Origin of the sequence: Prosthecobacter fluviatilis, assembly GCF_042655725.1 — a bacterium.
GTDB classification, from domain to species: domain Bacteria; phylum Verrucomicrobiota; class Verrucomicrobiia; order Verrucomicrobiales; family Verrucomicrobiaceae; genus Prosthecobacter; species Prosthecobacter fluviatilis.
Window position 1 is genome coordinate 923,481 of the sequence record NZ_JBHSMQ010000002.1, and the last position, 14,028, is coordinate 937,508.

7 protein-coding genes are annotated in these 14,028 nt (G+C 61.4%); 3 read left to right on the forward strand and 4 right to left on the reverse strand.

Annotation, left to right across the window (positions count from 1 at the left end; translation table 11 throughout):
• The first annotated feature begins 267 nt into the window (after positions 1-267).
• Both ACFQDI_RS08680 and ACFQDI_RS08685 read left to right on the forward strand, forming a co-directional pair.
• Positions 268-5,472: a beta strand repeat-containing protein gene (locus ACFQDI_RS08680; RefSeq protein WP_377165502.1), complete on the forward strand. Its 5,205-nt coding sequence runs from the start codon at positions 268-270 to the stop codon at positions 5,470-5,472.
• 137 nt (positions 5,473-5,609) lie between these two features.
• Positions 5,610-6,890 carry an RsmB/NOP family class I SAM-dependent RNA methyltransferase gene (locus ACFQDI_RS08685; protein WP_377165504.1) on the forward strand — a complete coding sequence of 427 codons (1,281 nt, stop codon included), beginning with the start codon at positions 5,610-5,612 and terminating at the stop codon, positions 6,888-6,890.
• A 175-nt stretch (positions 6,891-7,065) separates the two neighbouring features.
• On the opposite strand, the gene ACFQDI_RS08690 is transcribed toward ACFQDI_RS08685, so the two are convergent.
• From ACFQDI_RS08690 to ACFQDI_RS08705, 4 genes are all read right to left on the reverse strand, one after another.
• Positions 7,066-7,293: an FmdB family zinc ribbon protein gene (locus ACFQDI_RS08690; RefSeq protein WP_377165506.1), complete on the reverse strand. Its 228-nt coding sequence runs from the start codon at positions 7,291-7,293 to the stop codon at positions 7,066-7,068.
• A 112-nt stretch (positions 7,294-7,405) separates the two neighbouring features.
• The gene (locus ACFQDI_RS08695) at positions 7,406-8,995 is read right to left on the reverse strand and encodes an MFS transporter (protein WP_377165508.1); all 1,590 of its coding nucleotides are present in this window, start codon (positions 8,993-8,995) and stop codon (positions 7,406-7,408) included.
• A gap of 120 nt (positions 8,996-9,115) precedes the next feature.
• Positions 9,116-10,612: an MFS transporter gene (locus ACFQDI_RS08700; RefSeq protein ID WP_377165510.1), complete on the reverse strand. Its 1,497-nt coding sequence runs from the start codon at positions 10,610-10,612 to the stop codon at positions 9,116-9,118.
• Positions 10,613-10,977: 365 nt separating this feature from the next.
• Positions 10,978-12,018, reverse strand: coding sequence for an aldo/keto reductase (locus ACFQDI_RS08705; protein WP_377165512.1), 1,041 nt, complete (start codon positions 12,016-12,018; stop codon positions 10,978-10,980).
• A 441-nt stretch (positions 12,019-12,459) separates the two neighbouring features.
• On the opposite strand from ACFQDI_RS08705, the gene ACFQDI_RS08710 reads away from it, so the two are divergent.
• Positions 12,460-13,863, forward strand: a complete 1,404-nt coding sequence (locus ACFQDI_RS08710; protein ID WP_377165514.1) for a HEAT repeat domain-containing protein — start codon at positions 12,460-12,462, stop codon at positions 13,861-13,863.
• Positions 13,864-14,028: the final 165 nt, after the last annotated feature.

The window sequence follows — 14,028 nt, forward strand, 5'->3', positions numbered from 1 at the left end:
CTGCTTCCACGCTGGGGCCAGTGATTTCTTGGGGTCTGGACGAAGACGAAAACGGGCCGGATTCCGCCGGGCATGAAGGCTGCCGGGACAGCGGAACAGGCCAACGGCGGCCTCAGTTGGTGAGGGATAATCAAAAACATGCTTAGCAGAGGATGTGTGGGTCTTTGTCCCGTCCTTGATGAAACGACGCAAAAGTGAGCATTTGGACGAAAGGCCATGCAGGTTGACAGGCCATGAGCGGGCACTATCTAAACGAAAACCAACCTCATGATTCGTGACTTAGCGCCATCCCCCGGCGTTCGTCGGCGTGATCTCCGTAGCATATCGCTTTCTTTGTTTGCCGCACTGCTGGCATTTCCACTGAGTGCTGCGGATTTCAGCTGGACGGGCGCGACCAGTTCTGACTTTGCTGTTGGCACCAACTGGTCGGGGGGGGCTGCGCCTTCGCCGACGGGTGGTGACACGGCTTCTCCGGTGCCCTGGCGGCTGAATGTGCAGGGAGCGCAGACGCTGGTCTATGCGGCTGCGCAGGGGCACACGGTGCTTAGCGGCGGCTCTCTGGGCCGTTCGTTGTTCATTGCGAACGGTGCCAACGGAGCGATGTCGATCACAGGTGGCATCTTTGAAAGCACGAGTTCGGCTCCTGACGGAATGGTCAACGGGACGAATGCGGTGGGGGTGCTCAGCATCGACGGCGGCATCTACCGCAAGATCACAGGCACGGGAAGCGCATCCACCTTTGCGGTGTTTTACGGCGGCTTGGGCAACACCCAGGCAACCCTGGACATCAACAGCGGTTCGTTTGAAGTGACGACGTTGGATCTGCAAAACAATACCGGCAGTTCCACCCAGGCGGCTGGTGTCTATGAGTCGGTGGTCAATCTCGACGGCGGCACTCTGTCGGTGGGCTCCATTGTGCGAAGTGTAACCTCTGTGGGCATTGATGCGGCGCTGAATTTCAACGGCGGCACGCTGCAGGCGCGGCAGGACAACACCTTGTTTCTGGCGAATCTCGGCCAGTTCACCGCGAATGTGCAGGCAGGCGGGGCGATCATCGACACGCAGAGTTTCAATGTCGTCATCGCGGCGCCGCTGGTGCATGACGTGGCGCTGGGGAGCACGCTGGATGGTGGACTGACGAAGGTGGGCAGCGGCACGCTCACGCTTGCTGGTGCCAGCACCTACACTGGCGGCACGTTCATCAAAAATGGAAAGCTGATCCTGAGCTCTGGAAATGACCGCCTGCCTACCGGGACGGTGGTGACGCTGGGCGATGGCTCCACCAATGACAGTGGCGTGCTGAAGCTCGACTCGAACAGTCAGACGCTCGCCGGACTGCTGACAGCGGGGACGGGGACCGGCAACAGCGTGATCAACGGCAACGCCATTGCTGCCACGCTGACGCTCAATGTCAGCGGCACGAACACTTTTGGCGGCGTGCTGGGCGGGGCTGGTCTGAATGAAAACAATTTTGGCCTGACGAAGACCGGGGCGGGGGTGCTGACGCTCTCGGGCACCAACACCTACACCGGGGCGACGAACATCCTGGCGGGTACCCTGCGGGCTGGTGCGGCGGGCGCTGGCACGGTGTTTGGCGTCAGCTCTGCTGTGACTCTGGCCAATGTGGCGGGTGCCGTGCTGGATCTGAACGGCTTTAACCAGGCGGTGGGTTCGCTGGCAGGCGGCGGAATCACGGGCGGCGAGGTGACTCTGGGCAGTGCCACGCTGACCCTCGGGGGAAGCAATGCCAGCACGGTTTTTGCCGGAGTCATCAGCGGTGCGGGCGGTGCTTTGATCAAGACCGGCACTGGCACGCTGACGCTTTCCGGCACGAACACTTACACCGGGCTCACCACCGTGAGTGCCGGGGTGCTCACGGTGGGCAGCAACACGGCGCTGGGGGGCACCTCAGCCGGGACGAGCGTGGCCACGGGCGCGACGCTCTCGCTGGCGAACGGCATCAAGGTGACGGGAGAGACGGTGGGAATCTCTGGCAGCGGGGGCAACAGCATGGGGGTGCTGCAGGCAGTGACAGGTGGCGCGGCGGAATGGGCAGGCGTGGTGACGCTGGAGTCTGCCGGCGCGCGATTGGGCGCACAGGCAGGCGGTGTGCTGACTGTCAGCGGGGGCATTCAGAATGGTGCCGCAAGCGCTCTGGCCATTTCCGGAGAGGCCGGCACGGGCACGGTGATCATCAGCGGGACGGGAAACACCTACACCGGGATTACCCAGATCATCCGCGGCATGCTGAAACTCGGCAGTGCCAATGCGCTGCCGACGACGACGGTGCTGGATGTGGACTCCGTAGCGGCTGCAGGAGTGAATGACGACGCCACCTTTAATCTGAACGGCTTCAACCAAACTGTCGCCGGGTTGCAGCGGAGCGGTGCAAGCTTTGGCACGGGAGGCAGCTACATCACCAACAGCGGCAGCGCGGCGGCCACGCTCACAGTTTCAGGGACCAGTGTGACCACATACAGCGGCGTCATTCAAAATGGTGCTGGCGTAGTGAATCTGACTCTGGGCGGTGGCGGAAGCCTGACTCTTTCGGGAGCCAACACCTACACAGGGCTTACGACTTTGTCGGGCTCGAACACGGAACTCGTGGTGGCCAGCAACACCGCGCTGGGCGGGACTGCAGGCGGCACGACGGTCGGGGCTCTGTCCCGCGTGGTGCTGGCCAACGGCGTCGTGGTGACGGGGGAGACGATCACCATCACCAGCACCGGGGGTAACAATAATGGAGCGCTGCAAACTGCGGTAAACGCCACAGCCGAGTGGGCCGGGAATGTCATAGTCACGGGGACTGACGCGCGCATTGGGAGCGGTGTCGGTGGCACGCTGACGGTGTCTGGCGTCATCAGCGGCACCGCCCCGATCCTTTTCGGCCGTGCTGACACCTCGACGACGATCCTGAAGGCGGTGAACACCTACACGGGTGACACCCAGCTTTTCAGCAATGGGGGGGCAGGCTCGTCCCTCATCATCGCGGTGGACAATGCGATCAATGCCGCGAGCCGCCTGACCGTGATCAGCAGCACTCAGGCGACCAAGTCGATAACGCTGGATCTCAGCGGCCATGTGCTGACACTGCGTGCGCTGGACACCTCCGCCTTCCATGCCTCCGGCGCAGTTTTGTCCGTGGCCAACAACGCCACCGGCACCGCGTCCACGCTGACGATTTCGGACCCGGCCGCGAACACCACTTATTTTGCCGGCATCTTGAAGGATGGCAGCAGTGGTGCGGGCGGGCTTTCGCTGGTGAAGGGCGGTGCGAGCACGCAGGTGCTCATCGCTGCCAACACCTACACCGGCACCACGACTGTCAATGGCGGCACCCTTCAGGTGGGCGCTGCGGTCTCGACCTACGGTGCCAGCGGTTCGCTGGCCTCGACCAGTTTTTTCCTCAATGGCGGCATCTTCATGATCGACAACACGGGTGCCAGCAACAGCAACAACAACCGGCTGGCAGACACGGCTGACTTTGCCTTCAAAGGCGGCTCCTTTGTTTACAAAGGTTCGGATCAGGCGGGCACAAACTCGAGCGAGAGCCTGCGCAACCTCACGCTGAACTCCGGGCTGAAAACGCTCAGCGTGATCTATGGCGGAACCAACACGGCCACGCTGAATGCCAATCAGATCAGCCGGCTGGCGCAGGGCGGGCTGCTGCTGGTGAATGGTGTGAATCTGGGCATGAATGCGACCAGCACGTCCAGCGTGGCTCGGGTCTTTTTCACTGTCGTGCCGGATCTGGTGGGTGGCACAGACGCGCTTTCGACGGGCATCAATTCGGGGGCGCAGAACACACGCATCGTGCCCTATCTGCTGGGAGAGGCGTCGTTGCTCACCGGCGGTCTGGGCACGGCGACGGGAACGCCGAACACCTTTATGACGTACAGTGCCACGACGGGGCTGCGTCCGCTGAATCCCATCGATGAATTTACGCTGAATGCGATCGTGGCCGGGAACAACACGCGAGTCACCGCCGCCACGTCTGTCAACGCATCGGCTGCGATCAATTCGCTGATTCTCGACGGCGGCAGTATCACTGTGGCCTCCGGGCAGACACTGAAAGTGAGCAGCGGTGCCATTCTTTTCACTTCGGGCAACGGCGTGGGCATCAATGGCGGGACCCTCGACTTTGGCACCCGAGAGGGACTCATCACGATCAATTCCGTGGGCAACACGTTCATCAGCTCTGTGGTCACGGGCAGCGCCGGAGTCACCTATTCCGGCAGCGGCACCCTGGTCCTGGCGACGCAGATGAACACCTACACAGGCAATACGATGCTGCAGGTCGCACTGGTGATTCCGCAGTCCAGCTCAACCGGCCCGGCGGCTGCGCCGACGGGCGGTCCGTTCGGGCAGGGGACGGTGATTTTCAACGGCTCCTCCATCCGCGCCACAACGTCGTATGCCATCACGATCGGCAATAACATTCAGCTGAGCGCGGACACCACGGTGATAACCAGCGGGACGGCCAGCCAGGACAAGGTGCTCACGTTTACCGGAAATGTGACGCTGGCGGGTGGCTCACGCACGCTGACGCAAAACTCGGGTGCGAACACGGTCTTCACCGGCAGCATTGGTGATGGCGGAAACAATCTGGGACTGACCATCGCGGGCAGCGGCACCAGCGCGGTGGTGCTGTCTGGCACGAGCACTTACACGGGTGCTACCCAGGTCAATGGCAGCACGCTGCAGGTGGGCAGCAATGGCACAGGCACCTCGGGCACAGGGGCTGTGACGGTGGCCAGCGGTGCGACGCTGGCAGGCTCCGGCGTGGTGCAGGGAGCGACGGTGCTGAGGGCGGGGTCGGTGCTGCAGCCCGGTGATGTGACGACGGGGGGCACTGCGAGCACGACTGTGACCAGCAACAACACGCTGACCTTTACGGCGGCCAACACGGCGCTTACGGTGAATGACGGTGCGCAAATCCGCCTGGGTATCTCCAGCCCGACGGTGGCTGGGAATGTGATTTCCTACTCGGGCGGCCTTTTCCACTACAACGGGCACGACTACAGCAACGCGCAGGCTCTCTTCAGCAGTGAGGCGGGGGCGCTTGCGGCGTGGAATGTGGCGCCGGGCAGCGTGGGCAATCACGACTTCATCAATCTGACCGGGACGAATGCGACGCTGAGCATCGGGGACCGTGCCGGTGTCTCATGGGGGCAGGGCTCGGTGGTGGTGAACGCCAGCCTGGGCTCGGTGGCCGTCGGGCAGGTGTTCAATCTGGTCGACTGGGGCGGCGCGGCGATCAGCGGAAACTTTGACGTGGGTGGCCTGACCTTTGTGGATGCGAGCGGCAATGCCATCGCCGGAGATCTGGATCTTTCGGCGCTGGGGGCGGGGTTCGGCTGGGATGTGAGCGCCTTTCAGACCTACGGCATCATCGTCGTGGTGCCGGAGCCCGGGCGGGCGTGTTTGCTGCTGCTCGGTCTCCTAGGTCTTGTGGCGCGCAGGCGGCGCTGAGGAAAAAAGCGCACCTGCCTGGAAGAGCGCCATCCTCATCCCCACAGCAGGGGCAGGGACGTGTCCCGATAAGGAACCTTCTGCCGGACCCCTGTTGTCAGCTTGCATCGTGACGATGGGCGGACTATCGACGCAGGATGAAGCTCCCGCCCCATCTGCTCGACGAAATCATCCTCTCACTCGGAGAGGTGTTTGTGGGCAAAAGATATGCTGACAAGGTCATCGAATACACCTTTAAGCGGCATCGCAAGTGGGGCAGCCGGGACAGGCGCATCTTTGCGGAGTCCATTTATGAATGCGTGCGCTGGTGGCGGTGGTTCTGGCACCTGGCCGGACTGCCGGATGAGGAACACACGCAGCCGGAGAACATCACGCCAGAGCGTCTTTGGCGTGTGTGGGCGGCCTACTGGATCACCAACGGGCGTGATCTGCCCAAGGATGAAAACGCGCCTGAGGTGAAGCCGGGCGATGTTTTGAAGCGTGCGAAGGAGGGGGCGTCTCCGGCGATACGTGCGGCCATCCCTGACTGGCTGGACGCGCGTGGCAGCCGTGAGCTAGGGGATGCATGGCCCGCGCTGCGCGAAGCGCTGAACCAGCCTGCCGATGTCTTCATGCGTGTGAACACACTGAAAAACGACCGCCGTGCGCTGCGTGAGAAACTGGGACAGGAAGGCTATGAAACGGAGGCGGTGGAGCAGGTGCCCAGCGCGCTGCGCCTGAAGCAGCGGGCGAATTTGTTTGGCACTGCGGCTTACAAAGCGGGTTTGTTTGAGGTGCAGGATGCGGCCTCCCAACTCATCGCGCCTTTCTTGCAGCCGGAGCCGGGGATGCGGGTGATCGATGCCTGTGCCGGTGGCGGTGGCAAGGCGCTGCACCTTGCGGCACTCATGCGCAACAAGGGCCGCCTGCTGGCGATGGATGTGCATTCGTGGAAGCTGGCGGAACTGCGCAAGCGGGCTTCCCGTGCCGGTGTGGACATCATTGAGGCGAGGGAGATCGAAGGCTCCAAGACGGTGAAGCGGCTCGCTCAAAAAGCGGATCGTGTGCTGCTGGATGTGCCGTGCTCCGGCATGGGCGTGCTGCGCCGCAACCCGGACGCCAAATGGAAGCTGAGCGATGCGGAGATCGACCGCCTCATCGCCCTGCAGGCGGAGATTTTGGAGAGCTACAGCCGCATGGTCGCGCCCGGTGGCAAGCTGGTGTATGCGACGTGCAGCATCCTGCCGAGCGAGAATGAGAGGCAGGTGCAGGCCTTTCTCTCCAAGCACGGCGCGGAATGGACGCTGGAGGAAGAGCTGCACCGCACGCCGGAGACGGGCGCTTTTGACGGCTTTTATGCGGCGAGGCTGCTGCGCAATAAAGGCGAGACAAGTCCTGAGCAATCACAGCCTGCGGAAGACACCGAACCCAAGGAATAGCCAGCGGCCAGGGCTTTCGCGTCTGTTCATGCCCCGACTTCACCCAGAGGCTCTCCGGAGTGTGAATGCAGAACCGCGCGCACAAGTTTCTGCGGAGTCTGAGGTGACTTTGTTCAGCAGGGGGATTGCGTGCCGCTCAGAGGACTGAGCGGTCCACTATCCTGAGCAGGCCTTCTTAGTGGCACCCGCAGCCGCTGCCGCAGGAGCCGCCGCCGGAGGGCATGCTGCCACCACTGCTGCTGCCACCCATGATGCCGGTGCCGCCGATGGGCACGCGGCGGATGGGCTGGCCGCTGTCCGGATGCTGGGTGAGGGCGGCGTCCTTCATGCTCTGGCGGACTTCGAAGCGCTTGGTGGGCTCTCCTTCAAACTGGGGGATGGTTTCGTAAACGTAGGTGGGCATGGGGTGTTTGAGTTTCAGGTTTAAGGTTCAAAGTTTCAAGGTCCTTGCAAGGCGGGAAATAAAAACGGCGTCCCGGTGAGGGGACGCCGCGCGGGGAAAAGTGAGCGAAGGATCAGGCCTTGGCAGCTTCTTCTTCGGCGATGGTCAGGGGCTTGTAGCCGCCGATGGACTTGAAGTAGAAGAGCAGCAGGAGGTAGATCACAGCCATGCCGATGGGGAGCATGGCGTCTGTGCGCAGGAGCTTGCGGCAGCCGGCGATCTCAGCTTCGGCCATGGCCTTCTGTTCAGGGGTGCGCTTGTCTGCGGCGACGCTCTTGGCTTCTTCGAGCTTCTTGCCATCGAGTGCGGAGACGGCTTCGAACTCCAGCCACTGGCTGGGCTTCTCGGCCTTGTTGGCTTCGAGGATGGCGGTCTGGCCGTTGGCCTTCATATGCTCCGCAGTGAAGCGGTCTTTGCCATAGCCAAGGCCGGGGCCGCCGAGCTGACCGACAGAGAGCATGGCGATGCCGCCCATCATGCTGATGGCCACGGCACCGGTGCTGGGGAATCGGTCGGACACCACGGCGAGCATGGTGGGCCAGAAGAAGGTCTTGCCGATGCTGTAGATGAGCATGGCACCGAAGGCCATGCCGATGGCGGTCACGCCTGAGGCGGCATACAGGCCGGCGATGGCGAAGAGGGAGCAGACAAAGAGAATGGTGATGGGGGAGAACTTCAGCTTGTCCTCAATCCAGTGGGCGCAGAAGCGCAGGCCGAACATCATGGCCGAAGCAAAGATGAAGAGGATTTTGCCTTCAGAAGGGCTGAGGATGGTGCCGTTGATGGCTTCGATCCAGGAGTCGGTGCCGAGCTCCAGCGAGCCGATGATGGAATGGGCAAGGAAGAGCACGAAGAGCAGCCAGTGACCGATGGCAAACTTGGTGATGACCGCCACCCAGAGGAGGAAGCCTGCGCCTGCAGCCATGGAGATGTAGTTCCAGTTAGCGCTGACGAAGAAGTCAGAGCCTGTGAGGCCGCGGAGGATGTTGCCGCCCAGGGCATCGCGGGTGAAAAGATAGAGGAAGAAGCCGGCGACTGCGCCGCCGAGGATGCCGACGTCCTTCATCATCTCACCCAGGGAGAGGCCCTTGGCGGAGGCTTCGGAGCGTGGGAAGGACTGGCCGAAGAACATGAAACCGTAGATCACGGTGGGGACGAGGTAGAGGGCGAGCTGCGCCTTCCAGCTCCAGGAGGAGCCGACGGCGAGGGTGATGAGCGCGCCGAGGATCATGCCTGCAGGCCAGGAGGCGTGGAGGATGTTGAGGTAGTGTGTGCGGTTTTCAGGGAAGAGGGTGGCGACCAGGGGATTGGCCACGGCTTCCAGCGTGCCGTTTGCCAGAGAGAAGGTGAAGGTGCCGATGAAGAGGGCCAGGAAGGCGCTCTGCTGAGCCATGCCCGCAGAGGGGATGAGCGTGATGGCTGCGGAGAGGAGATGCAGCAAGAAGGCGGTGACGACGAGCTTGCCGTAGCCGATCCTGTCCACGATGACGCCGCCGATGATGATGCCGAAGCAGAAGCCGCTGAAGCCCGCCCCGCCAATGAGACCCACCTGCAGGCCGGTGAAACCGAAGAGGCTGGCCCACTGGCCTCCAATGCCGTTGCGGATGCTGAAGCCGACGCCGGCGGCAAGAATGGCCATGAAGCCGGCCCAGAGTAGTCTCATTCGATTTTTGTCGCTCATAGAGGAGTGTGTGATGTGCTGATGCGGGTGTGTTGTGTGGGTGAAAAAAACAGGGCGGCCGACCGCGAGGAAAGCCGCCCCGAAAAGAACGGTGGAGTGGTGCTAGTGGGAGGCGTTGATGTCCACTGCTTTGTAGCCTCCGCGGGACTTGAAGTAGAAGAACATGGCCAGATAGCAGGCGAGCATGAAGGTCGGGAACAGGGCCATTTTGCCCAAGGCGCTGAACTGGCCGTGCTTGGTGGCTTCGACGATGGTGGCCTTGTCGGCATCACTGGTCACGCCTGCAGCCTTGGCGGGATCGACGGCTTTGTAAGGGCCAAGCACGTAGCTCTGGTCCGTGGTGATCTGCTGCACCAGCGCCGGGTTCTTTGCGGCGATGAGCTTGGTGGTGGTGTCTTCCTGCAGGCCGCCGATGAAGGGGAAGCCAAGGATGCCGACTGCCAGCATGCCGATGCCGGACATGGCATTGAGTGTGAGAGCGCCGCCTTTGGGGCTCTGCTCTGCGGTGATGCCGAGCATGGTGGGCCAGAAGAAGGTCTTGCCGAAGGCATAGAGAGTGGCTGCCGCAAAGATGGCGAACAGACCGGAATTGCCGGTGTAGGAGAGGGCGGTGAGCCCGGCGATGGCGAGGATGGCACTGATGACGAGCAGGCCAATGGCGGAGAACTTGTGAACGATGGGGCCGGCGAAGAATCGGAGGACCATCATGATGGCGGACGTGTAGATCAGCACCCAGCCTGGATTTTTACCGGCGGCTTCCATGGGCTTTTCCATCAGACCACTGATCCAGCCGTCCGTGCCGATTTCCGTGGTGGCGAGCGGCATCATGATGACGATCATGAAAGCAAGCAGGGGGCGGCCAAAGCTCCTGGTTATGACGCCGAAGACGATGGCGACGATGGCGGTGTAGATCCACTTGGCGTTGGCATTGAAGAAGACGGCCTTCAATTCGGGCACCTGGTCAAGTTGGGCAAAGATGAGGGCAAAGGCGACGAAGGCACCAAACACGCCCAGCTCTTTCAGCATGTCCACGTAACCGACCCCTGCAGCTTCGCGCTCGTTCTTGGGGAACTTGGCGCCGATGAGCATGAAAAGGTAGACGACGGCGGGTGCGAGGACGAGGCCCAGCACGATGCGCCAGTCTCCCGTCTTGGCCACATCAGCCAGAGAAATGGTGCAAAGGCCGCCAACAACCAGACCGCCAGGCCAGCCTGCATGAAGGATGTTCAGCCATTTGGTCTTGTCTTTGCTGAACATGGTGGCCACGACCGGATTGATGAACGCTTCCACGGTGCCATTGCCAAGCCCGAGAATCACGCTGCCCCAGTAGAGAAGGTTGAAGGCGTTTTTCTGACCAGCCACCAAAGCCTCACCGGTCACTCCATGAATGGCACTGTAGGCCATGAATGCCATAGCGGCATAAATGAGGTAGCTCAGGAAAGAAAACAGCATCGCGATTTTGTAGCCGATACGGTCAATGATGAGGCTCCACAGAATGATGGAGATGGCGAAGGGCCAGATGCCCGCACCCTTGAGTGCCCCGATGGTGCCCTTGTCGATGTTGAGGTCGAGCCCCAGACGCACATCACAGAGATACATGCGTGAAAAGAACGCATATGAGGTGGTGATCAGGGCTATAAAACAGCCCCAGAACAGGGCCATTGAGGGTTTGCCGTCGTTGCTCATGTTTATGATTGCGTGTGGGTTGGGTGTCGGGAACGGGCGTGTTTTAGGTGGCTCGCCTGCGAGCGACAAGAAAAAAGTATTCTCAAGACTGAGAAGTTGCCAGGAGGCACAGCGGGAAGGTCCGCAAATGGCGTCCGGACAAACCTTTGCTGTGAGCTCTTTTGGGAGGCGCGCTGTAATCGCTGCGCCGTTACATGATCTTGCAACGAATCCACTCGTTCCACTCGAAGCTGCGAACGCAGGGGGATCAAATGAGGGAATCAAAAATGGAATCGCCCTTACAACCTCCTCAGCCCGTCCTCGGTCATGGGGCAGGGGATGGCGGCGTCGATTTCGTCGATGCGGGCGAGGGTTTCAGCGCTGAGGACGAGGTCGGCGGCGGCGAGGCTTTCATTGAGCTGGGCCACGGTGGTGGCGCCGACGATCGTGGAGGCCACAAAGTCGTGCTGCTTGCTCCAAGCCAGGGCCAGGGCGGTGACGCTGACGCCGAGATCGGCGGCGATGAGCTGCAGGCGGGCGGTGGTCTCAAGGCTGCGCGCATTCACAAAACGCGCGGCCATGCGCTGCTGGCGCGGGCCGCCGTTCTGGATGTAGTCGGTGAAGCGTGCGCCTTTGGGCAGGGCGCCACCGTTGTATTTGCCGCAGAGCACACCGCCGCCGAGCGGGGAGTAGGGCAGGAGGCTGACTCCTTCCTTGCGGCAGACCTGCGCCAGCTCGCTTTCGCAGCGGCGGTTGATGAGGGAGAAATTGTTCTGCACCGTGGCCATGCGGGCGAGACCGTGCTTTTCGGCCTCCCAGAGGTTTTTCATGACGCCCCAGCAGGTTTCATTGCTGCCGCCCCAGGCGCGGATTTTGCCCTGGTCGATGAGGTCGGTCAGTGCGCCGAGTGTCTCCTCCTGCTGCATGCCGTGGTCGGGCCAGTGGGTCTGGTAGAGGTCGATGTAGTCCGTCTGCAGGCGGCGCAAGCTGTCCTCGCAGGCCTGGAAAATCTGGCGGCGGTCCAGCGCGGTGAAGCCGCCGCGCACCGGTGGGCGGAACCATCCATGGCCTGGTCCGGTGACCTTGGAGGCGATGATGATCTCGCCACGTTTCTGCCCCTTGAGCCATTTGCCCACGATCTGCTCCGTCACGCCGAAAAGCTCGGCACTTGGTGGCACGGGGTAGAGCTCCGCGGTATCAAAGAAATCGATGCCGGCCTCCAGCGCGCGGTCCATGATGGCAAAAGAGGTCTTCTCATCGGCCTGCAGGCCAAAGGTCATGGTTCCCATGCAGATGTCTGTGACAACGATACCGGTGCGGCCGAGGCGTTTGCGATTCATAGAAGGCGGATGCTAGAGGGGGAGGTGCGATGGGCAAATGCGAAAGAATCGACAAAGAGCATGTGGTGGAAATCATGGCAGAGACACATGGCATTCGTGCTCGCGGCACCTTAAATTTAGTCAACTGAGTCGATTTGCAGAAAGGTTGGGTCGGTGGGTTTTTAACAGTCCGAAGAGGCTGGTTGCCGGTTGCCCACCCTAAGCACGGCAACCGGCAACCAGAGTGCCTCCGTCAGCGCTGGCTCGGTGCACTTGATGGCATTGAGGAGCATGGAGTTGCAGCGAAAGGCAGTTTGGCCCCCATTGGCCGTGGCATGCGTGGCAACCATGGCGTTCGTGCTGGTTGCCGCGTGAATATAAGATAAGAGCTGGGAGCACAGGCCGGCCGGGTGTTCATGGCGGTGGACAAGAGGGCTGACACACCCTTAGGATGACGCATTCATGAGTGTGGCGGTGAGTTACGACGATCAGATCCAGCGCATCCGGGCAAAGCTCAAGGCGGCGAAGAAAGCCGACGGCGGGCTGAAGGTCTTTGGGGCAGGCTCGCACCGGTATCAGCTGGACCCGCCTGCCAGCGAAGAAGAAGTGCGTGCCTTTGAGGCGGAGTACTCAGTGAGGCTGCCGGCGTGTTACCGCGCCTTTGTGACGCAGATCGGCAACGGCGGGCCATCGTCTCAGGGGAGTGGGGCGGGGCCATTTTATGGCATCTATCCGTTGGGCGAGTATGTGGATGAGATCGTGGATCATCCGTCTGTGGTTCTGAGCCAGCTGGCTATGCTCAAGCCTGGCATGACGGAGGAAGAGTGGGCGGCTCTGACCCAGGGGCTGGAGGAAGCAGGCAAAAGGTCGGATGAAGAATATGAAGCTGAGCTGGGCCGAATCTATGCCGGGGTGATGCCGTTAGGCTCCCAGGGCTGCTCCTACATTCATGCCTTGGTGCTGAATGGCGCACATGCGGGGCGGGTGCTGAACATGGACCTCGGTCAGAGGGTTTCATTTGCGTATGAGAACACGTTTCTCGACTGGTATGAGCGGTGGCTGGATGAGGTGATCTCTGGTGTGCTGAGGCAGGATGGGCCATCCTGGTTTGGCTACACCCTGGGCGGGGATGATGAACACCTCATGCGAGTGTATGCAGGTGCAAACAGCCGCACCCAAAAGCTGGAGGCTCTCAAGGGGCTGGCAAAACTGCTGACGGCGTCAAAAGCAACTTGCCAGAAGCTGCTGGAGCTCTGTGAAGATGATGACGCTGAAGTCCGCAGGTGCGCGCTGCGAATGCTGGCCAAGTTTGCCTGCCCGATGGCACAGGCTCCTCTCCATGCGCACCTCATGGCCGAGGATGAGGATTGTCTGGCGGCTTTGCAGAGCCTTCACTGGTATGCGAAGGGCCGGGTGGCAGAATGGGTAAAGCCGCTCAGAGGGCGCATGCCTTCCATCGACTCACTGGAAACGTTTCGATTTGCCTGCTACCTGCTGCAGGACGCAGGGGTGGATTTTGGCGAGGAACTCAGGCCATTCTGCAAACATGCCAATGAGGAAATCCGTTCGACCGCCATTTGGTCGCTGGGGAAACTGAAACGAAAGAACGAGAACGTGGATGTCTTCATTGCAGGGCTGGATGACCCTTCCCCGAATGTTGTGCGCACCACGCTTCAGGCTCTCGAAGGGGTGCGAGATCCCAGCCTGCCAGCGGCCTATGCCCGTGTCGCCGAACGATTCACGACGGAGGAGCACCATGTTCTGACCAATCTAAGGCTCCGATTGAAGGAGATGGGGCCGATGCCAGGGATTTGGGATAAGTTGAGAGATCTTAAGTCCTGGTTCGCTCCGGGCGCCAGACATTAGGGGGATTCTGGGCAGCCTCTCATGCGTGAGCATCTGATGAATGGTGTCCCGTGCCGCCACTCTCACTTTACTAAGCCGCTCACGGCCGGTTTTCCTCTTTGGTTGCCGGTTGCCGAGCTTAGGGTGGGCAACCAGCCCACCTGTTGAAGTTGCCACGTTTTTTCT

What these genes read in the sequence shown, in the direction of transcription:
- ACFQDI_RS08690 (WP_377165506.1), bottom strand. Translation starts at nt 7,293, where the DNA reads ATGCCCACCTACGTTTACGAAACCATCCCCCAGTTTGAAGGAGAGCCC.
- ACFQDI_RS08705 (WP_377165512.1), bottom strand. Translation starts at nt 12,018, where the DNA reads ATGAATCGCAAACGCCTCGGCCGCACCGGTATCGTTGTCACAGACATC.
- ACFQDI_RS08685 (WP_377165504.1), top strand. Translation starts at nt 5,610, where the DNA reads ATGAAGCTCCCGCCCCATCTGCTCGACGAAATCATCCTCTCACTCGGA.
- ACFQDI_RS08680 (WP_377165502.1), top strand. Translation starts at nt 268, where the DNA reads ATGATTCGTGACTTAGCGCCATCCCCCGGCGTTCGTCGGCGTGATCTC.
- ACFQDI_RS08700 (WP_377165510.1), bottom strand. Translation starts at nt 10,612, where the DNA reads ATGTATCTCTGTGATGTGCGTCTGGGGCTCGACCTCAACATCGACAAG.
- ACFQDI_RS08710 (WP_377165514.1), top strand. Translation starts at nt 12,460, where the DNA reads ATGAGTGTGGCGGTGAGTTACGACGATCAGATCCAGCGCATCCGGGCA.
- ACFQDI_RS08695 (WP_377165508.1), bottom strand. Translation starts at nt 8,995, where the DNA reads ATGAGACTACTCTGGGCCGGCTTCATGGCCATTCTTGCCGCCGGCGTC.